This window comes from Acidovorax sacchari, from assembly GCF_042847045.1.
GTDB classification, from domain to species: Bacteria; Pseudomonadota; Gammaproteobacteria; order Burkholderiales; family Burkholderiaceae_C; genus Paracidovorax; species Paracidovorax sacchari.
The window spans coordinates 4722663-4747131 of record NZ_AP035783.1; the positions used below are offsets into that span (position 1 = coordinate 4722663).

The following is a 24469-nucleotide window of genomic DNA, read 5'->3' on the forward strand; positions in this document are numbered from 1 at the left end:
GAGACGAACCATGCAACTGCGCACCTTCCTCGCCACCGCCGTGGCCGCCGCGGCCGCCCTCGCGTTCAGCGCGGCACCGGCCGCCGCGCAGAACTACAAGAGCGAATACCGCATGTCGCTGGTACTGGGCACCGCCTTCCCATGGGGCAAGGGCGGCGAGCTCTGGGCGAACAAGGTGCGCGAGCGCACGCAGGGCCGCATCAACATCAAGCTCTATCCGGGCGTCTCGCTCATCCAGGGCGACCAGACCCGCGAGTTCAGCGCGCTGCGCCAGGGCGTGATCGACATGGCCGTCGGCTCGACCATCAACTGGTCGCCGCAGGTCAAGGCGCTCAACCTCTTCTCCCTGCCCTTCCTCTTTCCCGATTACGCCTCGGTGGACGCGGTCACGCAGGGCGAGGTCGGCAGGAGCCTCTTCCAGACGCTCGACAAGGCCGGCGTCGTGCCGCTCGCCTGGGGCGAGAACGGCTACCGCGAGATCTCCAACTCCAAGCGCCCCATCAAGACCCCCGCCGACCTCAAGGGATTGAAGATCCGTGTGGTCGGGTCGCCGCTGTTCCTCGACACCTTCACGGCGCTGGGCGCCAATCCCACCCAGATGAGCTGGGCCGACGCGCAGCCCGCCATGGCGAGCGGCGCGGTGGACGGGCAGGAGAACCCCGTGTCGGTGTACATGGCGGCCAAGCTCTACACCGTGGCGCAGAAGTACGTCACCATGTGGGGCTACATGAACGATCCGCTCATCTTCGTGGTGAACAAGGACATCTGGAACTCCTGGACGCCCGCGGACCGCGAGATCGTGCGCCAGGCCGCCATCGACGCCGGCAAGGAGCAGATCGCCATCGCGCGCAAGGGCATGGTCGAGGCCGACAAGCCCCTGCTGAAGGAGATCGCCAGCCATGGCGTCACCGTCACGCAACTCACTCCCGAGGAGCGGCAGGCTTTCGTGCAGGCCACCCGCCCGGTCTTCGACAAGTGGAAGGGACAGATCGGAGCGGATCTCGTGAACGCAGCGGAAAAGGCGGTGGCGAAGAAGTAACCCTGTCCCGGGCGGGCCAGCCCCCTCCCGGATGGGTCACTCTTCGCGAGACTGCTGGCGCCACATGTCCGCGTAGCGTCCCCCGAGCGCCAGCAACTGCGCGTGCGTGCCGCGCTCGACGATCCGGCCGGCATCCATCACCAGGATCTCGTGCGCATCCACCACCGTCGAGAGGCGGTGGGCGACGAGCAGCACCGTCTTGCCCTGGGCCGCACTGCGCAGTTCGGCCTGTATCGCCCGCTCGTTGGCCGTATCGAGCGCGGAGGTGGCCTCGTCGAACACGAGGATGGGCGGGTTCTTGAGCAGCGTACGGGCGATGGCAACGCGCTGCTTTTCCCCACCTGACAGCTTCAGCCCCCGCTCGCCCACCTGCGTGCCATATCCCGCCGGCAGCCCCGCGATGAAATCGTGGATGCGGGCAGCGCGCGCCGCGGCCTCTATCTCCGCCTGCGACGCCCCCGGCCTGCCATAGGCGATGTTGTAGGCGATGGTTTCGTTGAACAGCACCGTGTCCTGCGGCACGGCCCCCACGGCGCGGCGCAGGCTGTCCTGGGTGACCTGCCGGATGTCCTGCCCGTCGATCGTGATGCGCCCGGCCTGCACGTCGTAGAAGCGGAACAGCAGCCTCGCGAGCGTGGACTTGCCCGAGCCCGAGGGCCCGACCACCGCCACCGTGCGGCCGGGAGGAATCTCGAATTCGACGCCGTGGAGGATGGTGCGCGCCGGCTCATAGGCGAAATGCACGCCTTCGAACCGTACCGACGGCGCAGACGCGCCCAGCGACAGCGGTGGCGCGTCCAGCGCATCCTGCACCTCCTGCTCACGGTCCATGAGCGTGAACATCTTGTCCAGATCGGTCAGGCTCTGCTTGATCTCGCGGTAGATCACGCCCAGGAAGTTGAGGGGAATGTAGAGCTGGATCATGAAGGCATTCACCATCACCAGGTCTCCCAGCGTCATGCGGCCGTCCGCCACGCCCTGTGCCGCGCGCCACAGCATGGCGACCAGGGCCGTGGCGATGATGAGCTGCTGTCCCGCGTTGAGCAGCGACAGCGACGTCTGGCTCTTCAGGCGTGCGCGCCGCAACTGCTCCAGGCTCTCGTCGTAGCGGCGCACCTCGAAAGGCTCGTTGTTGAAATACTTGACGGTCTCGTAGTTCAGCAACGAGTCCACGGCCTTGGTGTGGGCCGCGGAATCGAAGGCATTCGCCTCGCGGCGAAAGCGCGTGCGCCACTCCGTGAGCATCACGGTGAACAGGATGTAGCAGGCCAGCGCGGCCAGCGTGATCCACGCAAAGGCCGGGTCGAACTTTCCCCCGAGCACCGCCAGGACCAGGAAGACCTCGATCAACGTGGCCCCGATATTGAAGAGCGTGAAAGAGATCAGCGACTCGATGCCGCGCACCCCGCGCTCGATGTCGCGCGTCATCCCCCCGGTCTGCCGCTCCAGGTGGAAACGCAGGCTGAGCGCATGCAGGTGCTCGAAGGTTTGCAGCGCGATGCGGCGCGCAGCGCCCTGCGTGGCCTTGGCAAAGACGAGTTCGCGCAGTTCCGTGAAGACCGATGTGCTCAGCCGCAGCAGCCCGTAGGCCGCCAGCAGCCCCGCGGGCACCACCACGAGCGCGGCGGTGGCCCCCGCCGCCGGGGCCATGGCATCCACGATGCGCTTGAGCAGCAGCGGCACGCCGACGTTCGCGAGCTTGGCGCCGATGACGAACACGAGCGCGGCCATCACCCGCCAGCGGTAGTGCAGCAGGTAGGGAATCAGGCGGGCGATCGTGGCGCGGTCGCTGCGGGCGGCGGGCACGGCCGCAGGAGGGGAGGAGGCAGTGGATGGGTCGCCGTGGGGGCGCATGGGGGACAATCCCGTTCGTTGTTCGTTCTTACCCGGATTGTGCCCATGACCTCCACCCTGCCTCCGCAAAGCGCCCTGCCCACCGACAAGGAGCTGGTGCTGAAAGTGATCCCCATGCCCGCGGATTGCAATGCCAACGGGGATATCTTCGGCGGATGGGTGATGGCCCAGGTGGACCTGGCGGGCTCCGTGCTGCCCGCGCGCCACGTGCAGGGGCGCATGGCCACCGTGGCAGTCAACGAGTTCGTCTTCAAGCAACCCGTGCGGGTGGGAGACATCCTCTCGTTCTTCTCCTCCATCACGCGGATCGGCCGCACGTCGGTGACCGTGGAGGTGGAGGTGTATGCGGAGCGCTTCGCGGCGCAGGGCCGCTATGTGAAGGTGACGGAAGCGCGGCTCACCTACGTCGCCATCGATGCGTCGGGCAAGCCACGGCCCGTGCCGCGGCCTGCGGGGGAGGAAGCGGGAAATGCCGCCTCCTCCCCCGCAGTGGATGCCGCGACCGGAGCCCGCTGAACTGCCGGCGCTCGCCATGCTGCGGGCCGTGCCCCGCAGCAGCGGCGCCCCACGCGGGCGGCGGCGGCCCCTGGCCGGGGACCGCCGCTGGAAGGATCAGGCTGCCAGCTGCTGGGCCTCGCTGCGGGAAACATTCGCAGCGGCGTGGTTCTGGGACCGCACCGAGCCCACCGTGCCGGACTCGATCTCGCCGGCCAGCTGGCCGCCTTCCTCGATCACCACCTTGCCGTAGCGGATCTTGCCGTTGACCTTGCCGGTGCTGTAGATGACGAGCTTCTGACGAACGGTGAGCGTGCCGTTGAACTCTCCGTGGATTTCGGCGATGTCGATCTCTGCCGAGCCCCGGAAAGCCCCCTGCTCCGCGATCTGGATCACCCGGGAATCCATGGTGGCCTCCACCGTTCCCTCGACGACGAGCGTGTCGCAGTCGGTGATTTCCACGCCCTTGAGCTTGATGTTCGGGCCGACGGTGAGCTTGCTGCCCGCGCCTTCCGACGGCGCGCTGGCCGCGGGCTTCTGGGCCGCGGGCTGGGTGGTGGTGGCAGTGGACGCGGCGCCATTCACCGCGCTGCCGGAACCGCCGAGCACCGAGGAGGGTGGGCGGGGCTGGAAGGATTCGGGTTCACGCTTGCCGAAGAAGGGGTTTTGCACGGCCATCAGATCTCCTTGGAAAAAGTCTGTCCGATGCTAGGAGGCCTACCCCGGCAAAAATCCACGCGTTACGCAAGAACGGTAACCAAACCCTTCGATCGTTGCATGCACTTGCAGGGCTTGCAGCGTCATACAGCACCGCGCCGCGACGTAAGCGGGAAGCGCTTCCGTGCGTCGGCCTGCAGGCTGCCTTCCTGCGCCGCCCGGCTCAGCGCTGGAAGCCCGACCGGCGCACCACGGGCACCCACTGCGCCCTGTAGGCAGCCAGCATCTGCACCGTCTGTTCGCGGGAGAGGGCCACGGGCACCATGTCCGCACCGATGAACCGCGCCTGTACGGCCTTGTCCCCCATGGCCTGGAAAGCGGCATCGGCGATCCGCCGCGCGCGTGGCGCCGGCAGCCATGCGGGCGCATAGAGCGCGTTCCAGCCCTGGGCGGACAACGCGAGGCCGGCCTCCTTGAAAGTGGGAACGGTGGGCAGCGTCGATGAGCGCTGGTCGTCGGACATCGCCAGGATACGCAGCTTGCCCGCCTGATGCAGCGGCTCCAGCGCGTCCAGCGCATCGATGGCCATCGGCACATGGCCACCCATGAGGTCGTCGAGCAACGGGCCGGAGCCCCCGTAGCCCACCACGGGCAGCGTCAGGCCGAGCTGCTCGGCCAGCATGAGCGCGAAGAAATGGGGCAGGCTGCCGGTGGCCGGGATACCGGCGGACAGCTTGTCGCGGTGGGCCAGCATCCAGGCATGCAGGTGGGAGAAATCACGCACCGGAACGCCCGTTCCCACGGCCACGCCGAACGCGTACCGGGTGACCTGTGCGAGCGCCACATAGTCCGTGGCGGGATCGTAGCCGTTGTCCTTGAAGACCAGCGGTGCGACCAGCATGGTGGCCGGATTGGCGAGCACCACCACGTTCTGGCCGGAATTTTCGCGATGCAGTTGCTGCAATGCGAGCCGGCCTCCGGCACCTGCGCGGTTGTCCACGGCCACCGGCACGCCGAGGCGGGGCGCGAGGGCTTCGGCCAGCAGCCGGGCCGCGCGGTCGGAAGAACCTCCGGGTGGATAGGGCACCACCAGCCTCAGCGCTCCCCCTTCCAGAGGCCCTCCCGGGGCCTGGGACCATGCCGGCGCCGACGGAACGGCCGCGGCTCCCGCCAGAAGGCTCCAGCGAAGCCACGTCCGTCGATGAACGACCAGGGAGTCAGCGGAAGAGGTACGGAACGTACGAATCATGCCGGCAGCATCCATCCATGGAGATGTTGCCGAATGTAGCGCCGACCAGCCGCCTCCGGGAGCCATCGTTGCCCCGGGGATACACCCGCCCCCGCCGGAGGGGACGGCGCGCGGTCAACCGGCGTTGAATTCGGGCCGGCGCTTCTGCATGAACGCCGTGAAGGCTTCGCGGGCAGCGGGTTCCTGGAGCATGCGGCCGAAAACGGCTCCTTCCTCGGCGATCCGCTCGAGCAGGGGCGCCGCCTGGTCCTTCTTCAAGAGGCGCTTGGTCTCGATCAGCGACGACAGCGGCTTGGCCGCGAGCTTGCGCGCCTGCGTCTGGGCCACCATGTTGCATTCCGTCGGGGGCACGACGCGGTTCACGAGGCCTACCTCGAGCGCGGCCTCGGCCATGAAGGGCTCCCCCAGCAACAGCGCTTCGGCGGCGCGGTGGTATCCCATCATGCGCGGCACCAGCAGGCTGGAGCCGGCTTCGGGACACAGGCCCAGGTTCACGAACGGCATGGAAAACGCCGCGTTGTCGCCCGCATAGACCAGGTCGCAGTGCAGCAGCATGGTGGTGCCGATGCCCACCGTCGGGCCGCACACGGCCGCCACCACCGGCTTCGGGAACGTGGCGATCGCCCGCAGGAACCGGAACACCGGGGACTCCTGCGTGGAGGGCGGGCTGTTGAGAAAGTCCCCGATGTCGTTGCCGGCGCTGAAGATGGCCACATCGCCCTGCAACACCACCACGCGCACGGCGGCATCCTGCGCTGCGGCATCGAAGGCGTCCGCCAGCGCGGCGTACATGACGCGCGTGATGGAGTTTTTCTTCTCCACCCGGTTGAAGGTGATGGTCATCACACCGGCTTCGGTATGCGTGAGGATGTCCTGGGGTTCGCTCATCGGAGGCTCCTGGGCTTCATTCTTTGTAATAGACGATCTGGTGGCTGCTCGCGAGCATGGTGCCGCCCTGGTTCCAGAGCTGCACCGTCTGGTCGAAAAAGCCGTTGCGGAACTCCTGGGCGCGTGCCTGCCCGAGCAGGTAGCCGTCCCCCGTATTCGCCAGTTGCTCGCGGCCCGCGTGGAAATACACGGTGAGCGACACGGTCCCGGCCGGCACCTGGCGCGCACGGCGCAGCCAGACGCGGGGAAAGAATACATCGGAGAGGGCAGCGAGCGCACAGAAATCGAGCGGCCTGGAAGGCTCGTCGCGCATCCACAGCTGGCTCAGGCTGCTGTCGCCGCCGCCGTCCCAGCGCGACGGCAGCGCACCGGTCACCGGCCGCAGATCGTAACGGTCGAGCCACTTCACGGGCATGCCGCGCAGGATGCGCTCCAGGCCCTCGGGGCCCGTCACCTCGGGCATCGGGGCATCCGGCAGGCTCCAGGTCTCGCGCCGCACCGCGGTGACGGCCGTGGCGGTGGTGGTCACCACCGGCTCGCCGTCGGCCCCGGGCTGCAGCACCGACAGCGTCCAGTGCTGCGTGGAGCGGTTGGTGCGCACCGGCTCGGCCTGCACCGAGAACTCGCCATCGGCGATGGCGCCCGCGTAGTTCACGGTCAGCGACAGCGGATCGCCCAGACGCTGCGGATGCTGCATCACGGCCTGCAGCAATACGGCCGCCGTGATGCCGCCGAACGGCCCGACCATGTTCCAGTAGGCGGGCGACGTGCGCGCCGTGTAATGGCCGGGACCAGCCTCCGCGAGTGCCAGCGCGTCATCCAATGGGTGCAGGGAATCGGTCATGGTGAGCGAGTGTGCCGTGGTTGCAAGCGGATGGGCGTCGTACCGGTGACTGGACAAGGCAGAGCGCCAACCGCTCTTGCCAGCAGACGCCGTGGAACGGGCTCCGCCCGGCCACCGGCGTCGTCCCCCTTCCCGGCGCAGCCGAGAGAAGGGGCTGAGGGCCGCGGCTCCCAACCTGCCCGCGCAGATTGGGACGGCCCGAAGAGCTGCCGCCTCTGGCGGCTGCACGGAGCCGCAATAGCCGCTCAGGGGGTTGTGCCTAGACTTTTTCGAAGATGCCGGCGGCGCCCTGCCCCATGCCCACGCACATCGTGACCATGCCGTACTTCAGGTTCTTGCGGCGCAGTGCGTGCACGACCGTGGCCGAGCGGATGGCGCCCGTGGCGCCCAGCGGATGGCCCAGCGCGATGGCGCCGCCCATCGGGTTCACCTTGGCCGGGTCCAGCCCCAGCTGGCGCAGCACGGCGAGCGACTGCGCAGCGAAGGCCTCGTTCAATTCGAACCAGTCGATGTCCTGCTGCTGCAGGCCGGCATAGCGCAGCGCGGCCGGAATGGCCTCGATCGGGCCGATGCCCATGATGCTCGGCGGCACGCCCTTGCTGGCGAAGCTGACGAAACGCGCCAGCGGGGTCAGGCCGAAGCGCTTCACGGCCGATTCGCTCGCGAGGATCAGTGCGCCCGCGCCGTCGCTGGTCTGCGAGCTGTTGCCGGCCGTGACCGAGCCGCGCGCGGCAAACACCGTCTTGAGCTTCGCGAGCCCCTCCAGGCTGGTGTCGGGCCGCGCGCCCTCGTCCAGCGTCACCGTGCGCGTCTTCGCGATGCTTTCGCCCGACTCCAGGTCCGCGGTGCGGTCCGTCACTTCGATCGGAGTGATCTCATCCGTGAATTCGCCCGCCTGCTGTGCGGCCAGCGCCCGCTGGTGCGACTGCAGCGCGAAGGCATCCTGGTCCTCGCGCGACACCCTCCACTGCTGGGCGACCTTCTCGGCCGTCAGGCCCATGCCGTAGGCGATGCCCACGTCGCCGTCCTTCGCGAAGATGCTGGGCGAGAGCGACGGCGTATTGCCCATCATCGGCACCATGCTCATGCTCTCGACACCCGCGGCGATCATCACCTCGGCCTCGCCCACGCGGATGCGGTCGGCCGCCATCTGCACGGCCGACAGGCCCGAGGCACAGAAGCGGTTGACGGTGATGCCGCCCACGCTGGTGGGCAGCCCCGCCAGCACGGCGCCGATGCGCGCCACGTTCAGGCCCTGCGCCCCCTCGGGAATCGCACAACCACAGATGATGTCCTCGATGGCGGCCGGGTCCAGCCCCGGCACCTGGGCCAGCGCGGCCTTCAGGGTCGTGGCCAGCAGGTCGTCGGGGCGGGTGTTGCGGAAGTAGCCGCGGTGCGACTTGCCGATGGGCGTGCGCGTGGCGGCGACGATGTAGGCGTCCTGCATTTGTTTTGCCATGGAGAAGGCTCCTTCAATCGATCCGTCGATCGGTCTGTCAATCGTTTACCTGGCGGGGCGGCTGGAGGGAACCCAGGCCCACGTGAATTCACATTGCACCGGCTCGGCGCCGGACTCGTCCGTCACCGTGACCGGCACCTGCAACTCGCCCTTGTCGCCGTCCCGCATCGCCTGGCGCTGCGCGTCGGTGAGCACCGCCACCGCGCGCAGTGCACCCTTGGCACGCTGGCGGAAGGCCATCTTCATGTCCTTGGCGAGCGGCACGCAGTCGTCGCGCACGTTCAGCCCGACGGCCATGCCGGTGGCCGTCTCGGCCAGCAGGTTCATGGCCGAGGCATGGATGCCGCCGATGTGGTTCTGCACGCGCGGCACGTTGGGCAGGCGCACTTCCACGCGGTGCGGCGACATTTCGACGAACTCCACGCGCGCCGTCTTCGTGAACGGCACGGCACGCCGCAGCACCAGGTTCCGCACCCAGGGGCGCAGGAACCTCGGGAACTCGTCCACCTGTTCCAGCTGGAGCTGCAGACGGTTCGGAGCGAAAGGGGCGGCAGGGGCGGTGGCCATGCGGGCGGTCAATTGCGCACCGGCTTGCCGGTGCTCAGCATGCCCAGGATGCGCTCCTGCGTCTTCGGATGCTGGATGAGCGCGCAGAACGCCTTGCGCTCCAGCGCCATCAGGTACTCCTCGCTCACCAGTGTGCCGGCATCCACATCGCCGCCGCAGACAATTTCGGCGATCAGCGTGGCGATGTGCTGGTCGTGGTCGCTGATGAAGCCACCGTCGCGCATGTTCACCAGCGAGCCGCGGATGGTGGCGATGCCGCTGCGCCCGGCGACCGGGAAAAGGCGCTTGTTCGGCGCACGCCAGCCGCTGGCAGCCATGGCCTTCGCCTCGTTCAGCGCCACGAACAGTACCTCGTCCTTGTGCGGCACGACGATGTCGCTCTCCAGCAGGTATCCGAGCTTGCGCGATTCCAGTGCGCTCGTGCCCACCTTGGCCATCGCGGCGGCGGTGAAGCCTTCCGTGAGGAAGGGCAGCAGGTCCTTGCCTGTGGACGCGGCGGCATTCTCCGCCGCGCGGCGCGCGATGTAGGTCAGCCCGCCCGCGCCGGGCACCAGGCCCACGCCCACCTCGACGAGGCCGATATAGCTTTCCATGTGGGCCACGCGGCGCGACGAATAGACGGCCAGCTCGCAGCCGCCGCCCAGCGCCATGCCATGGATGGCGGACACCACCGGCACCTGGGCATACCGCAGGCGCAGCATCAGGTTCTGCAGTTCCTGCTCGACGCCTTCGATCGCCGAGATGCCGGCCACGACGAAGGCGGGCATGGTGGCCTGCAGGTCTGCCCCCACGCTGAAGGGGGCGTCGCCGGACCAGATCACCAGGCCGTCGTAGTCGCGCTCGGCGGTGTCGATGGCCTCCATCAGCCCTTCCATCACGTCGGGGCTGATCGCATGCATCTTGCTCTGGATGCTGGCGATCAAGATCTTTCCATCCAGCGTCCAGGTGCGCAGCGCATCGGATTCGGACACCGTCGTGCCGGCCGTGCGCCAGTCGGGCAGATTGCTCTCGCCCAGCAGGCGCTCGGGGAAGTGCTGGCGCTCATAGACAGGCAGCTGGCGGCGCGGAACGAACTTCGACTTCGACGCGCTCCACGATCCTTCGGCGGTATGCACGCCGCCGGCCTCGGCCACGGGGCCCTTGAAGACCCACTCGGGCAACGGCGCTCGGCTGAGCGCCCTGCCCGCGTCGATGTCCTCCTGGATCATCTTCGCCACCTCAAGCCAGCCGGCTTCCTGCCAGAGCTCAAACGGGCCCTGCTTCATGCCGAAGCCCCAGCGCATGGCCTGGTCCACGTCGCGCGCATTGTCCGCGATGGTGGCCAGATGCACGGCGGCGTAGTGGAAGCTGTTGCGCAGGATGGCCCAGAGGAATCGGCCTTGCGCGCCCTCGGCATTGCGCAGCAGCTTCAGGCGCTCGGCGGCGGGCTTCTTCAGCATGCGGCCATAGACCTCGTCGGCCTTCTGGCCGCCCGGCACGTACTCGCCTTCGGCGAGATCGAAGCGCAGGATGTCGCGGCCCACCTTCTTGTAGAAGCCGGCCTTGGACTTCTGGCCCAGGTGCTTCATCTCGATGAGTTTGTTCAGCACCTCGGGCGTGCCGAAGCTGCCATAGAACGGATCGGTCTCCTCGGTCAGGTTGTCCTGCAGCGTCTTGATGACGTGGGCCATGGTGTCCAGGCCCACCACGTCGGCGGTACGGAAGGTGCCGCTGGAGGCGCGCCCCAGCTTCTTGCCGGTGAGGTCATCCACCACGTCGTAGGTGAGGCCGAAGTTCTCCACCTCCTTCATCGTCGCCAGCATGCCGGCGATGCCGACGCGGTTGGCGATGAAGTTGGGCGTGTCGTGCGCGCGCACCACGCCCTTGCCCAGGCCGCTCGTGACGAAGGCTTCGAGCTGGTCCAGCACTTCAGGCGCGGTGGTGGGCGTGTCGATCAATTCCACCAGCGTCATGTAGCGCGGCGGGTTGAAGAAGTGGATGCCGCAGAAGCGCGGCTTGATCGCATCGGGTAGCGCCTCGGAGAGCCTGGTGATCGACAGGCCAGACGTGTTCGACGCCACGATGGCGTGCGGCGCGACGAAGGGCGCGATCTTCCTGTAGAGATCGAGCTTCCAGTCCATGCGCTCGGCGATCGCCTCGATGACGAGGTCGCAACCACGCAACTGCTCGAGATGCTCTTCGTAGTTGGCCTGCCCGATCAGCGCGGCATCGTCCGCCACGCCCAGCGGCGAGGGCTTGAGCTTCTTCAGGCCCTCGATGGCCCTGGTGACGATGCCGTTCTTCGGGCCTTCCTTGGCAGGCAGGTCGAACAGCACCACGGGCACCTTCACGTTGGCGAGGTGGGCGGCGATCTGCGCGCCCATCACGCCTGCGCCGAGCACGGCGACTTTCTTCACTTGGAATCGGGACATGGTGGTTTCTTGTCGAATGGTTACTGCACGCGTTGCCACGTCTGGGTGCGCCAGAACGGCCCCAGGTAGCCGCGCACTTCCAGCCTGGCGCCGCCGTCGATGGGGGTGAAGCTGGCACGGTATTCCTTGCCGTTCTCGGGGTCGAGGATCTTGCCCCCTTCCCACAGGTCCTTGCCTTCGGCCTTCTTGCCGCCGCGGATGATCTCCAGGCCGGCGATGGGCTGGCCCTTGCGGTCGTCGGTGCACTCAAGGCAGGTGGCGTCAGGCTTGGTGTCCTTCTTCAGCGACTTCTCGATGCGGCCCGACAGCGCGCCATCCGCTTCGGTAATGCGGATCTCGGCCTTCGCCTCGCCAGTCTTGTCATCGATGCTGCGCCACGTCCCCACCGGAGACATCTGGGCCCAGGACGGCAGCGCGGCGGCTGCCAAGGCAATAGCCAACAAAGCGGTTCTCATAGCGGCATCCCTGTGGTCTGGTTGAAATGAAGGCCGGGGGGCAACGGGGTCAGGCCAGGGCGGCGTCCGTGTCCATCAGCGGCTTGGCGCCGGTGCGCGCGGTGCGCATCAGGGTCGCCGTCTCGGGGAACAGCTTGGCGAAGTAGAAACGTGCCGTCTGCAGCTTGGCCTGGTAGAACGGGTCGGTATTGCCGGCAGCGATCTCCCGCAGGGCCACCTGGGCCATGCGGGCGAACATGTAGCCGAACACCAGGTGCCCCGCCACGCGCAGGTAATCCACCGCCGCGGCGCCCACCTCGTCGGGGTTCTGGAAACCCTTGAAGCCGATCTCGGTGGTGAATTTGGTCATCTGGTCGCCGAGGTAGGCGATGGGGTTGATGAACTCGGCCATCTTCTCGTTCACGCCCTCTTCCTCGACCAGCTTGCCCACAAGCTTGCCGAACTTCTTCAGCGTGGCGCCGTTGTTGCCCAGGATCTTGCGGCCCAGCAGGTCCAGCGACTGCACGGTGTTCGTGCCTTCGTAGATCATGTTGATGCGGTTGTCCCGCACGAACTGCTCCATGCCCCATTCCTTGATGAAGCCATGGCCGCCGAAGACCTGCATGCAGGCGTTGGTGGAAATATGCCCGTTGTCGGTGATGAAGGCCTTCACGATGGGCGTGAGCAGCGCGACGAGTTCGTCGCTGTCCTTGCGCACTTTTTCATCGGGATGGCTGTGCGCCTTGTCCAGCAGGAGCGTGCAGTAGATCTGCAGCGCACGGGCGCCTTCGGCGTAGGCCTTGGCCGTGAGCAGCATCTTGCGCACGTCGGGGTGCACGATGATCGGATCGGCCTCCTTGTCCCTGGCCTTGGTGCCCGACAGGCTACGCATCTGGATACGGTCCTTGGCATAGGCCAGCGCGTTCTGGAAAGCCACTTCGGTCAGGCCCAGCGACTGGTTGCCCACGCCCAGGCGGGCGGCGTTCATCATCACGAACATGGCCTGCAGGCCCTTGTGCGGCTGGCCCACCAGCGTTCCGATGGCACCGTCGATGGAAATCTGGGCAGTGGCATTGCCATGGATGCCCATCTTGTGTTCCAGGCCCGTGCAATAGATCGGGTTGCGCTCGCCGATCGAGCCATCTGCGTTCACCTGGTACTTGGGCACCACGAACAGGCTGATGCCCTTGCTGCCCTTCGGCGCATCCGGCAGGCGGGCGAGCACCAGGTGCACAATGTTCTCGGTGAAATCATGCTCGCCCGCGCTGATGAAGATCTTGTTGCCGGTGATCTTGTACGTGCCCTCGGGCGCACCGGCCACGGGCTCGGCCTTGGTACGCAGCAGGCCCAGGTCGGTGCCGCAATGGGGCTCGGTCAGGCACATCGTGCCGGTCCACTCGCCGCTGGTGAGCTTGGGCAGGTAGAGCTTCTTCTGCTCTTCGGTGCCGTGCGCATGCAGCGCCTCGTAGGCGCCGTGCGACAGCCCCGGATACATCGTCCAGGCCTGGTTGGCGCTGTTGAGCATTTCATAGAGGCACTGGTTCACGACGAACGGCAGGCCCTGGCCACCATACTCCGGATCGCACGACAGCGCTGCCCATCCACCTTCCACGTATTGCGCGTAGGCATCCTTGAAGCCCTTGGGCGTGGTCACTTCGTGCGTGGCCTTGTCCAGCGTGCAGCCCTCCTCGTCACCGCTCATGTTGAGCGGGAACGCCACGCCCGCGGCGAACTTGCCAGCCTCTTCCAGCACGGCATTCACGGTGTCTGCATCCACCTCCGCATGGCGCGGGATCGCCTTGAACTCCTCCGTGACCCGGAAAACCTCGTGGAGGACGAATTGCATGTCGCGCAGGGGGGGCGTATAGGTCGGCATGGATGGACTCCTTGTTCGGTGCGTTGGATGGGTGGAATGCGTAGGCGAAAAAGACGGGAAAACGTTCAACCCGCCGGACTGGCGGCATAGCGGGCGAGGATGTTGTCGAAGCCGGCCGTGGCCCGGCCCAGGGAGCCGGGCGTCTGCAGGAAGCGTGCTTCGTAGTGCAAGGCGAGGATGAGGCCGTGGATCTCGAACAGCATCTGCTCGGACTCCACGTCTGCGCGCACCTCGCCCAGCTCCTTGCACTGGTCGATCGCCCGCTTCATGGCGGCGTGCCAGGTCAGGACCGAATTCGCGAGCGCGTCGCGCACCGGCCCCGTCCGGTCGTCGAATTCGACGGCCCCGCTGATGTAGATGCAGCCCGAGTCGATCTCGATGGAGGTGCGCTTCATCCAGTTGTCGAACAGCGCGCGCAGGCGGGGCAGCCCGCGGGGCGCCGACATGGCGGGATAGAACACCTCGTGCTCGAACCGCACGTGGTACTCGCGGACGACGGATATCTGCAGCTCCTCGCGCGAGCCGAAGTGAGCGAAGACGCCCGATTTGCTCATGCCCGTCACGTCGGCGAGGGCGCCGATGGACAGGCCCTCCAGCCCGATATGCGTGGCCAGTCCCAATGCCGCATCGACGATGGCCGCCTTGGTCTGCTGGCCTTTCTGCAGCGCACGGCCCTCCCGCGCAGTGGCGGGACGCTGGGTTTTGGGGGATACGGTGGACGGCACGGCAGCACGAAATAAAACGAACGATCGTGCTATTTTGCAGCAAAAGGATGGCAGCAGCCAGCCCCGGCCCGGTGGCCGCCATCAATTAAGGGTAAACACCGAGGCCCGCGCCTGCGGGCCGGCAGCTCAGTGCAGCAGCAACGCGAGTGTCGCGTCGAGGTGCTCGGTCGGCGGGCGGCGCAGCCCGCTGCGCGCATAGCGCTGCAGCCTGCCGCGCACGAGGTCGCACAGCGCCGCGGCGCGGACCTGCGCATCCACCGTCGGAGTGGCGGATCCGGCCGCTTCGGCGGCGCCCCGCAGGCACTGGCGCAGCGTCGATTCGATCCGGTCGAAGAACTGGCCCATGCGCTGCTGCAGCCGCTCGTTCTCGAAGACGAGGGCGTCTCCCACCATCACGCGCACCATCCCGGGGTTGCGCTCGCCGAACTGCAGGACCATGGCCACCACGCGGGCAGCGCGGCGCATTCCGTCCGCTGCCTGCGATGCCTCCGGCATGTCGCGGTCCACGATCTGGGCAACGAGCGCGAAGACCGATTGCTCGATGAAATCGATGAGGCCTTCGAACATCTGCGCCTTGCTGGCGAAGTGCCGGTACAGGGCTGCCTCGCTCACCTCCAGCCGCGCAGCCAGGGCGGCCGTCGTGATCCGCTCGCCGCCTGGCTGCTCCAGCATGGCCGCCAGGGTCTGCAGGATCTGCTCCCGACGCTCGCCCGGCCTGGGCCGCCGGCGGGCTGTGGGCGGCGGTGGCGCAGCCTCGGGCTCTGCGCCGTCGTTGGATGTGAGAGGAGAGGATTCAGCCATGGCCGCAAATGTATGCAATTGATTCTCGCATACCGCCCCTGCTGCACGATGACGCTAGCCCGCGCCCGGATCCGCATCCGCCGGGATGGCCACGCTGGCCCGCAGCCCGCGGCCCAGACGGCCCGTGCGCAACTGCAGCGTGCCCCCGTGCCCGCGCGCGATCTCGTCGGCGATCGCCAGCCCCAGGCCGGTACCCTCTCCCGCGGCGCCAGGAACCCGATAGAACCGCTGCAGCACCTTGCTGCGCTCGGATTCCGCGATGCCCGGGCCGTCGTCCTCCACCTCCAGGACCGCGCAGCCGTCAGTCTGCATCCCGCAGCGCAAGGTGACGCTGCCGCCCTCCGGCGTGTAACGGATGGCGTTGTCCACAAGATTGGAAAGCAATTCGCGCAGCAGCCACCCATGGCCCGATGCTTGGGCCGGCTCCACCTCCAGCCCCAGATCCAGACCACGGGCGGTGGCCACATCCAGGAAATCCTCCAGCAGGCTTTCGCAGAGCACCTTGAGATCGACCCGCTGCCTGGGCTGGGCATCCACGCTGCCTGCGTCGGCACGGGACAGGGCCAGCAACTGGTGCACGAGCTTGGAGGTGCGGCGCGCCGCCCGGCGCAACGCCTCGATGTCCTGCACGTCCAGGACAATGCCTTCCTGGACAGACCCATCCTCCTCGGCCCGGCCATGGTTCGCCCCCCGGGAGGCCAGTGCCCAGGCCTCCACCTGCGCCTGCAGGCCCGCCAGCGGCGTACGCAACTGGTGCGCCGCATCCGCGACGAAACGGCGTTGCCCCTCGGTTTGCGCATTGACCAGGACGAAGAGCCGATTGAGCGACCGTACCAGCGGGCGCACTTCGGCGGGCGAGGCCTCTTCCGGTATGGGACTCAGGTCGCGCGGCGAACGGTGCTCGACGGCCTCGGCCAGATCCACCAGCGGCTTGAACGCCTGGCGGACCGCCCAATGAATCGCCAGCCCTGCCGCCGCGACCAGCACGAGATTGGGCAGCAGAACCCGCAGCAGCATCTGCTGCCCCCACTGCTGGCGTGGGTCGGATCCGTCGGCCAGGGAGACCACCAGTTCTCCCGCCCCGGTCCGGGTCCGCTGCACGGCCACGCGATAGACCACACTGTCGTGCTCCAGGCTGTGGAACTCCGGCTCATGCGTGAGCGGCACGGCGCTGTACACCCAGTGGTCGCCGAGCAGGATGCGCCCAGACAGGTCCTGCACGCTGTAGCCCGCATAGCCGGCGTTCTGGCGGAGGAACTCCTCGACCGGAGGCGCCAGCAGCAGCACGGGGGGCTCCCCCTCCCGCCGGGACGGCCCGGCCAGCGAATCGGCAAGCGCTGGCAGCAACCGCACGAGACGCTGGTCGTGCCGGCTGGCGGCAGCGTCCGCGGAGCGGTAATCGAGCCATGCGCCCGCCAATGCGAGCGCGCACAGCGGCAGCACCAGAAAGAACAGCAGGCGATTGCGCAGGACCGACGTCATCGTGCCGGACGCGGCCGTCAACCCTGCCCGGGCGCCAGCAATTCCAGCCGGTAGCCGAAGCCCCGGATCGCCCGCAGCGCCACGCCGCCGGGCTCCAGCTTGCTGCGCAGGCGGGACACATACACCTCCACGGCATTGGGGGTGATCTCCTTGTCCCACCCGGTCAGCGCCTGGACCAGCTTTTCCTTGCTGGCCGGCTTGGGCGCGTGGATCAGCAGGTACTCCAGCACAGTCCACTCCCGCGGCCCGAGCTCGATGGGCTGGCGCACCGCCACTCCGCCATCGGCGGCCGGAAAGCGCAGGCTCGCGTGCCGGCCTGCCGTGTCGAGTTCCAGCGGCCCGAAGCTCAGCACCGCGGTGGTGGCCGCATGCGAGCGACGCAGCAGCGCACGCAGGCGCGCGAGCAGCTCAGGCAGTTCATAGGGCTTGACCATGTAGTCGTCCGCCCCGAGGTCCAGACCCTGGACCCGGTCATGCAGGGCGTCGCGTGCAGTGAGGATGAGCACCGGAATGGATGGGTTGGCCATCTCCGGCTCGCGCAGGCGGCGCGTCAGCTCCAGACCGTCCATGCCCGGCAGTCCGATGTCGATGACGGCGGCATCGAATGTCTCGCCGCGCAGCACCTCTTCCGCCCGTTCCCCGCTACCCACCCAGTCCACCGCATAGCCCGCGTCGGTCAGGCCCAGCTTGATGCCGCTGGCCAGCATCACGTCGTCCTCGACGAGCAGCAGACGCATGGCAGGAAAGCAGGCCGCCCGCCGCGCTCAGTGGCTGCGGATCATGGTGCCGTAGGCCTGCTCGGTCAGGATCTCCAGCAGCATCGCGTGGGGAACGCGGCCGTCCACGATATGCACCGCATTGACGCCGCTCTTGGCCGCATCGATGGCGCCCGCGATCTTCGGCAGCATGCCTCCGGAAATCGTGCCATCCACCACGAGCTCGTCGATCTCGCGTGCCGTGAGCTCGGTGATGAGTTCGCCGGCCTTGTTCAGCACGCCGGGGATGTTGGTGAGCATCATCAGCTTCTCGGCCTTGAGCACGGTGGCCAGCTTGCTGGCGACCACGTCGGCGTTGATGTTGTAGCTCTCGTTTTCCTCGCCGAAACCGAGCGGGCTGATCACCGGGATGAAGGCATCGTCCTGCAGGGCCTTGACCACGCTGGGATCGATGGACACGATGTCGCCCACCTGCCCGATGTCGTGTTCCTTGCTGGGATCGTCCCTGTCCAGCATTTTCAGCTTGCGGGCCCGGATCAGGCCGCCGTCACGGCCCGTCAGGCCCACGGCCTTGCCTCCGGCCTGGTTGATCAGGCCCACGATGTCCTGCTGCACCTCACCGGCCAGCACCCATTCGACCACCTCCATGGTCTCGGCATCGGTCACCCGCATGCCCTGGATGAACTGCCCCTGCTTGCCCAGGCGCTTGAGCGCCGTCTCGATCTGGGGACCGCCGCCATGCACCACCACCGGGTTCATGCCGACCAGCTTGAGCAGGACCACGTCTTCCGCGAAGTCGGCCTGCAGCGCCGGATCGGTCATGGCATTGCCGCCATACTTGATGACGATGGTCTTGCCGTGGAACTTGCGGATGTAGGGCAGAGCCTGAGCCAGGATCTCGGCCTTGTCCCGGGGGGCGATGGATTGCAGATCGGTCATGGAACGCTCGACTGGAAAAACAGGGCGGCAGTCAGTGGAGAAGTGCGCATTGTGCCCGCTCCGCCGCGCCTTGCGGAGCACGGGGGACCCAGCCCCGGCGCACGCCGCTTCAGTGCCTCAGCCAGACGGGCACCTTGAACCGCACGATGGCCAGGTAGGCCGTCACGTAGGTCAGGCCGAACAGCCCGCAGAACACCACCAGGACCGGCGTATTGCTCCAGAACAGCACGGCCGGCACCACGGTGAGCATCGTGAAGCCCCAGAGATAGGGCGACGTGCGGTTGTTGCGCATGAGCACCCGCCGCGACTCGTCGTCGTGGAACACCCCGCGCACGATGCGCCGGTAGATGAGCTGGTGGAAATGCAGCGCATCGGCCACCCCCGGAGAAACGCCCCGCGCCAGCTTGCGGTAGCTGGAAAACAGCGTCTCCCACACGGGATACATCAGCAGCAGCATGGGGAACCAGGGAGACACGTCGCGGTTGCGCTGCACCAGCGCGATGCTGCTGAGCGCGATCATCACCCCCCAGATGTAGGCACCGCTGTCGCCCGCGAACAGCATGCCCCGCGGGTAATTCCAGACCAGAAAGCCCACGGTGGCTGCCGCGGTGCAGATCAGCAGGGAAGCCAGTGCGCGGTCGCCCACCTGCAGGCTCACATGCGCCAGCGCGAGGCAGATGATCAATGCCACCATGCCGGCCAGCCCGTTGTAGCCGTCGATGATGTTGAACGCATGCGGCAGGCCCGCGACCGCCAGCACCACGATGCACATCCCCAGCCAGGGCATCTCCACCAGATGTGCGTCCAGCCAGGGCAGTCCCAGCCGGGGTACGTTCATGTTGAGCACCATCAGCGCGATACCGCCGGAGAGCGCGGTGAGCAGCAGCCTGTAGCGCACGGGCAGTCGCTGCGTCATGTCCTCCGCCATGCCGCCAATGGCCGCCGGCAGCAGACAGGCCATCCACCAGCCGACCCAGATGCCCAGCCGCAGGGATCCAGGATCACCCCACAGGATCGACTGGAACGCACCCAGCGCCCAGCTGATGACCATGCCGGCCAGCAGTGCCGCTCCCCCCAGGCGGGGCACGTCCCCGAGGTGGAAACGCTGCGGCATGGCATCGCCGTAGTTCGCGGCATGGCCTCGCCCCCAACGGACGATGCAGGCGGCGGCGAGGGCCGTTGCCAGGAAACTGACCAGAGACAACCAGATCATGGGGCGCCGATCCTACGCGCTTCGGCGGTATCCGCACGCAACAAAGATCGCGCCTGGTGATACACCGGCGACGCCCACAGCCTCAGAAGGCTGCGGACATGCCATCCCAGATGGGCCATGCGTCGCCGGCTGGCGCGCTGGCCGACGTGGCCCACGCGCACCGGCACCCTGGCCAGCCGCCAGCCCTTCAGACGCAGGCGCAGGCAGAGATCCACATCCTCGCAATACATGAAATAGCGTTCATCGAATCCGCCCACCCCCTTCCATGCGGCGGCCGGAAAAACGAGGAACGCGGCGTTCACCCAGTCCGTCCGGCGATCGGGCCGCCGGAGGATGCGCCGGCGCCAGAGGGCGCCGGGGGTCGGAAGTTCCCGTTCGGAATCCTGGGGCTTTCCACAGAGGTCCACCTGCTCGGGATAGGCGCAACCGATGCCTGGCTCGGATGCAGCCTGGAGCAACCGCTCGAACGGATCGGCGTCGAGAAAGGCGACATCGGGATTGAGCACGCCCACGAACGGCTCCACAGCTCCGCTCAATGCCATGTTGTGATTGGCGCCGAAACCCAGGGGCCGGGCGTTGCGGCGGATATCCAGCGCGAACGGCCAGTCCGTGCGTCCCGGTGGGGGGGGCGGGGATGGCTCCGGTATGTTGAGAGTCAACACGACCCGCGTCACGCTCCCTGCGCACCAGCGGGCCATGCCGTGCAGCATGGCATGCAAAAGGGGGCCGTGGCCATGGCTGACGACCGATACAGCCAGGCCGTCAGAAGGGGATAGTGTTGTCATGAACTGCATATTGTCGTCTCCCCGGGCCGACGGCCCTGTAGGAGACCACTCACGCAGCCCTGGGCCGCAGCCCATCAGGGGGCCGTCATAATCCCGGGATGACCCAAACAATCGAGGATTTGCACGTCTATCTCCGCAGCATCCGCCCCGACGAGCGCACCTCCCTTTCGGTATTGGCAGAGCAGGTACACCCCGGCGCAACGGTGCTGGACCTGGGGTGCGGCAGCGGCGCCTTGGGCCAGTACCTCGCGCAAACCCGCAATGCCGTTAGCGACGGCGTGACGTGGAGCGAGGCCGAAGCCGGCCATGCACGTCCCCACTACCGCCGCGTCGTGGTCGACGATCTCGAAACATGCGACCTCGTTACCGTTTTTACCAGCCAGCGCTATGACTATATCGTCTGTGCCGACGTCCTGGAACACCTGCGCCGTCCGGAGCAGGTGTTGCAGCAGTGCCGCCACCTCCTGGCCCCTGCGGGACGCGTGCTGATTTCCGTCCCGAATGCCGGCTACTGCGGCCTCGTGGCAGAGTTGCTGCAGGGTGAGTTCCGCTACCGCGAAGAAGGCCTGCTGGACCGCACCCACCTGCGCTTCTTCACGCGACGATCACTGGCACGGTTCCTGGGGGAGCATGCCTGGGCCCTGGAAGACATCGACACCATCCGTCGGGAAATACCGGAATCCGAGTTCGACGCCGCATTCGACAAGCTGCCACCCTCAGTGGCCCGGCACCTGCTGGCCGCGCCGGACGCCATGGCCTACCAGTTCATCGCGAGGGCCCTGCCGGCAGCGGAAGCGGTGGCCAACGATGCAGCAGGCGCAGACCAGGGCATGGAGCCCGCCCGGCCGCTTTTCACCGCCCAGCTCTACTGGGGCACCCGGCACGGCTTCGCCGAAGAGCAGAAGCTCACGGCCCGCGGGACGATCGGCGAGCACCGCCAGACCCTGCGCTTCGACCTTCCATCCTCCAGCGAGCCCATCACCCAGCTGCGCCTCGACCCGGCGGACCGGCCCGGCTTCCTGCATTTGCACGGAATCACACTGCGCGCACCAGACGGCAGCCCCACCTGGGCATGGCAGGCTGACGCCTCCTCGCGCACCTTGATGGAGACACAGCCACAGCAACAGATGGCCTGGAATCTCCAGGCCCTGCCTGCGGCCGCGGCCGCCAGCCTGGTGCTGCTGACCGGGGACGACCCGTGGATGCAGCTACCGATTCCACCGGAAGCGCTGGCCGCCGCATGCACCCACCCTGGCAACGCCTGGCTGGAAGTGGACCTGGGCTGGCCCATGTCGGCCGACTATCTCGCGCTTTCGGGCACCGTCCGCCCACTGCAGGACCAGATCGTCCAATTGAAGGACGAGCACCATGCCACGCAGGTCAGGATGAATGCCGAGCTGGAGACCGCGCGCAATGCCTGGACAGAGGAACGCCAGGCGATGGAAGGCTGGAACCAGACGCTGGAATCGCAACTCAGGTCTCTCCAGCAGGCAAACGGTAAGGTGCTACAGCAGTTCAACGAAATTCAGCAGCAACGCAGCGAACTGCAGCAGCAGGCCTCCCAGTCCCTGCGCGACATCACGCGGCTGCAGCACGAACTGGGATGCGCGCGCCGGGACTTCAATTCGCTCTCCAGCCACCTGCATTCCATCGAAAACTCCACCGTGTTCCGCGCCACGCGCCCCATCGTCCACGCCAAGATGCGCCTCGACAAAATCCTGGGCCGGGCACCACGCGCCGTGCAACCGGTCCGCCACATCCCCGTTCCCGTCGCGCCTCCCGCGCATCCTGTCGATGTCATCGTGCCCGTCTACCGCGGATTGGCCGACACCCGGCTGTGCGTGGAGTCGGTCCTCGCCAGCAGCTGCCGCACGCCCTATCGCCTCGTCGTCATCAACGACTGCAGCCCCGAGCCCGAAGTCACGGCCTGGCTGCGTGAACGGGCGGCGGGGGACGAGCGCATCCTGCTGCTCGAGAACGAGGAAAACCTCGGTTTCGTCGGTACGGTCAACCGGGGCATGGCGCTGAGTGGCAGCAACGATGTGCTGCTGCTCAACAGCGACACGGAAGTCGCCAACGACTGGCTCGACCGCATCCGCCAGGCTGCCTACGGCGACGCGAAGGTGGCGTCCGTCACCCCTTTCTCCAACAATGCGACGATCTGCAGCTACCCGCGCTTCTGCAAGGACAACGACCTCCCTCCGGGCTACGACACGGCGCGCCTGGACGCCCTGTGCGCCAGGACGAATCCTGGCGCCGTGGTCGATGTGCCGACGGGCGTGGGTTTCTGCATGTACATCCGACGGGACTGCCTCCAGCAGGTCGGCCTCTTCGACACGGAACACTTCGGCAAGGGCTACGGTGAAGAGAACGACTTCTGCCAGCGCGCCCAGGCCGCCGGCTGGCGCAACCTGCACCTGCTGGACACCTTCGTGCTGCACACCGGCGGCGTGAGCTTCGGCGACAGCAAGAGTCCCCGCGAGTTGGCCGCCATGGAGATCCTGCGCCGCCTGCACCCGAACTACGACCGCGACGTGCATGCCTTCGTGCGCACCGATCCTGCGGCGCCCTACCGGCTGGCGCTCGATGCGGCACGCATCACGGAGGCCGGCCAACCGCTGGTGCTGACCGTGCTGCACGACCGCGCGGGCGGTACGGTGCGCCATGTCCGCGAGCTGGCATCCCACCTGGGCGGGCAGGCGCAGTTCCTCACGCTGACGCCAGCGCACGGCCACAGCGTCAAGCTGCGAATGGCGAGCGAAGAGGAAGGGTTCGAACTGGCGTTCCGGCTGAACGACCAGTACGACGCACTGATCGACGTGCTGCGCCGCCTGGGCGTGAGCCATGTGCACTTCCACCATCTGCTGGGCCATGGCCAGGAAGTGCGCAATCTGCCCCATCTGCTGGGCGTGGCCTACGACTTCACGGCACACGACTACTACAGCTATTGCACCCACATCTCCATGACCGGTACCGGCCACCGGTATGCCGGGGAGACCGGGCCGGGCCAGTGCCAGTGCTGCCCCGCCGACATGCAGGCGCCGACCGGAGGCACGGTGGCCCAATGGCGCCAGGCCAATGCCCGCCTGCTGGATGGCGCACGCTACGTGCTCGCCCCGAGCCAGGATACGGCCCGCCGCATCGCGGCGTTCGCGCCCAATGCGCGGGTACTCGCCGTGCCGCACACCGACATGCCGGAAGCTTCCGCGCTGCCGGTGCCAGCGCCCCGCCCGCTGCCGGAAGGCCGCAGGCTGAAGGTGGCGGTCATCGGCGCGCTCAGCGCCATCAAGGGTGCGGACCTTCTGGAGGCCGTCGCCATCGAAGCCGCGCGCCGCAATGCGCCCGTGGATTTGCATCTCATCGGCTACGGCTATCGCAGCCTGCAGACCCAGCCCCGCGCGCACCTCACCGTGCACGGCGAATACGCCGAAAAAGACCTGCCACAGCTGCTGGAGTGGCTGCAACCGGACATCGTGTGGTTCCCGGCCCAGTGGCCCGAGACCTACAGCTACACGCTCAGCGCCGCACTCCTCGCGGGACTGCCCGTGGCCGTTCCGGACATCGGCGCATTCCAGGAGCGTGTCGTCGGCCGCCCCTGGAGCTGGGTGCGCCCCTGGGATGCCACGGCGCCCCAATGGCTGGCCTGGTTCGACGAGATCCGCAGCATGCACTTCGCGACCGGCGAAGCACCTGCATTGCCGCAGCCGGTGCCCCTGCCCGACGGCATGGATGGCCAGGCCGCGCCGGCAGGCTTCCGTTATGACACCGATTACCTGTCGGGCGTCACGCCCGTGGTGCCTTCTCAACCGCTTTCCCTGGAGGAACTACAGCGCCTCCAGCCCCAGGAAACCACCACGGCGGCCGCGAAATCGGGCCTGCTCTCGGCAGTGGTGTACCTTCGCTCGCTGCCGGTGCTGCGCGGCGTGGCGCGGCGCATCCCGTCCCATTGGCAGCGCCGCGTGAAGAACTGGCTGCAGGCATGAACTGAACGCCAGGCCGAGGCGAGCCAGGCCCGCCCGGCCTGGCTCCATCCGC

General features: G+C 67.5%; 20 protein-coding genes. 3 read left to right on the plus strand and 17 right to left on the minus strand.

The window, feature by feature from the left end; translation table 11 throughout:
• Window positions 1-10: 10 nt before the first annotated feature.
• On the plus strand, window positions 11-1039 hold the full coding sequence (locus ACGHC0_RS20860; RefSeq protein ID WP_415266642.1) for a DctP family TRAP transporter solute-binding subunit: 1029 nt from the start codon (window positions 11-13) through the stop codon (window positions 1037-1039).
• Between the two features lie 36 nt (window positions 1040-1075).
• On the opposite strand, the gene ACGHC0_RS20865 is transcribed toward ACGHC0_RS20860, so the two are convergent.
• Entirely contained in the window at window positions 1076-2893 is a 1818-nt protein-coding gene (locus tag ACGHC0_RS20865) for an ABCB family ABC transporter ATP-binding protein/permease (RefSeq protein ID WP_368352751.1), read from the minus strand.
• A gap of 45 nt (window positions 2894-2938) precedes the next feature.
• On the opposite strand from ACGHC0_RS20865, the gene ACGHC0_RS20870 reads away from it, so the two are divergent.
• Window positions 2939-3409: an acyl-CoA thioesterase gene (locus ACGHC0_RS20870; RefSeq protein WP_368352752.1), complete on the plus strand. Its 471-nt coding sequence runs from the start codon at window positions 2939-2941 to the stop codon at window positions 3407-3409.
• Between the two features lie 96 nt (window positions 3410-3505).
• Here the strand turns inward: ACGHC0_RS20870 and ACGHC0_RS20875 are convergent, their stop codons facing one another.
• The 16 genes from ACGHC0_RS20875 to ACGHC0_RS20950 form a co-directional block, all read right to left on the minus strand.
• Window positions 3506-4066, minus strand: coding sequence for a bactofilin family protein (locus ACGHC0_RS20875; protein ID WP_368352753.1), 561 nt, complete (start codon window positions 4064-4066; stop codon window positions 3506-3508).
• A 202-nt stretch (window positions 4067-4268) separates the two neighbouring features.
• Entirely contained in the window at window positions 4269-5144 is an 876-nt protein-coding gene (locus ACGHC0_RS20880; RefSeq protein ID WP_368355678.1) for a tripartite tricarboxylate transporter substrate-binding protein, read from the minus strand.
• 264 nt (window positions 5145-5408) lie between these two features.
• Window positions 5409-6182 (minus strand): enoyl-CoA hydratase, encoded by a 774-nt coding sequence (locus ACGHC0_RS20885; protein WP_415266643.1) that lies wholly within the window; start codon window positions 6180-6182, stop codon window positions 5409-5411.
• 16 nt (window positions 6183-6198) lie between these two features.
• Complete coding sequence (locus ACGHC0_RS20890) at window positions 6199-7026, minus strand: acyl-CoA thioesterase (RefSeq protein WP_368352755.1); 828 nt, start codon at window positions 7024-7026, stop codon at window positions 6199-6201.
• 259 nt (window positions 7027-7285) lie between these two features.
• The gene (locus ACGHC0_RS20895) at window positions 7286-8485 is read right to left on the minus strand and encodes an acetyl-CoA C-acyltransferase (protein ID WP_368352756.1); all 1200 of its coding nucleotides are present in this window, start codon (window positions 8483-8485) and stop codon (window positions 7286-7288) included.
• 45 nt (window positions 8486-8530) lie between these two features.
• Entirely contained in the window at window positions 8531-9052 is a 522-nt protein-coding gene (locus ACGHC0_RS20900) for a DUF4442 domain-containing protein (protein ID WP_368352757.1), read from the minus strand.
• A gap of 8 nt (window positions 9053-9060) precedes the next feature.
• Window positions 9061-11463, minus strand: a complete 2403-nt coding sequence (locus ACGHC0_RS20905; protein ID WP_415266644.1) for a 3-hydroxyacyl-CoA dehydrogenase/enoyl-CoA hydratase family protein — start codon at window positions 11461-11463, stop codon at window positions 9061-9063.
• Window positions 11464-11483: 20 nt separating this feature from the next.
• A complete protein-coding gene (locus ACGHC0_RS20910; RefSeq protein WP_368352759.1) occupies window positions 11484-11918 on the minus strand; it encodes a DUF2147 domain-containing protein in 435 nt (144 codons plus the stop codon).
• A gap of 49 nt (window positions 11919-11967) precedes the next feature.
• On the minus strand, window positions 11968-13773 hold the full coding sequence (locus ACGHC0_RS20915) for an acyl-CoA dehydrogenase C-terminal domain-containing protein (RefSeq protein WP_415266645.1): 1806 nt from the start codon (window positions 13771-13773) through the stop codon (window positions 11968-11970).
• A gap of 65 nt (window positions 13774-13838) precedes the next feature.
• Complete coding sequence (locus ACGHC0_RS20920; protein WP_368352761.1) at window positions 13839-14498, minus strand: TetR/AcrR family transcriptional regulator; 660 nt, start codon at window positions 14496-14498, stop codon at window positions 13839-13841.
• Window positions 14499-14624: 126 nt separating this feature from the next.
• Window positions 14625-15299, minus strand: coding sequence for a nucleoid occlusion factor SlmA (slmA, locus tag ACGHC0_RS20925; RefSeq protein WP_368352762.1), 675 nt, complete (start codon window positions 15297-15299; stop codon window positions 14625-14627).
• 54 nt (window positions 15300-15353) lie between these two features.
• The gene (locus ACGHC0_RS20930; RefSeq protein WP_368352763.1) at window positions 15354-16781 is read right to left on the minus strand and encodes a sensor histidine kinase; all 1428 of its coding nucleotides are present in this window, start codon (window positions 16779-16781) and stop codon (window positions 15354-15356) included.
• 17 nt (window positions 16782-16798) lie between these two features.
• Window positions 16799-17518 carry a response regulator gene (locus ACGHC0_RS20935; RefSeq protein ID WP_368352764.1) on the minus strand — a complete coding sequence of 240 codons (720 nt, stop codon included), beginning with the start codon at window positions 17516-17518 and terminating at the stop codon, window positions 16799-16801.
• Window positions 17519-17545: 27 nt separating this feature from the next.
• Window positions 17546-18436, minus strand: coding sequence for an acetylglutamate kinase (gene argB / locus ACGHC0_RS20940; RefSeq protein WP_368352765.1), 891 nt, complete (start codon window positions 18434-18436; stop codon window positions 17546-17548).
• Window positions 18437-18545: 109 nt separating this feature from the next.
• Entirely contained in the window at window positions 18546-19649 is a 1104-nt protein-coding gene (locus tag ACGHC0_RS20945; RefSeq protein ID WP_368352766.1) for a glycosyltransferase family 4 protein, read from the minus strand.
• Window positions 19646-20359, minus strand: a complete 714-nt coding sequence (locus tag ACGHC0_RS20950) for a glycosyltransferase (RefSeq protein WP_368355679.1) — start codon at window positions 20357-20359, stop codon at window positions 19646-19648. The genes ACGHC0_RS20945 and ACGHC0_RS20950 overlap by 4 nt, the downstream gene beginning before the upstream one ends.
• 173 nt (window positions 20360-20532) lie before the next feature.
• Between ACGHC0_RS20950 and ACGHC0_RS20955 the strand changes: the two genes are divergently transcribed.
• Complete coding sequence (locus tag ACGHC0_RS20955) at window positions 20533-24417, plus strand: methyltransferase domain-containing protein (protein ID WP_415266646.1); 3885 nt, start codon at window positions 20533-20535, stop codon at window positions 24415-24417.
• Window positions 24418-24469 lie beyond the last annotated feature (52 nt).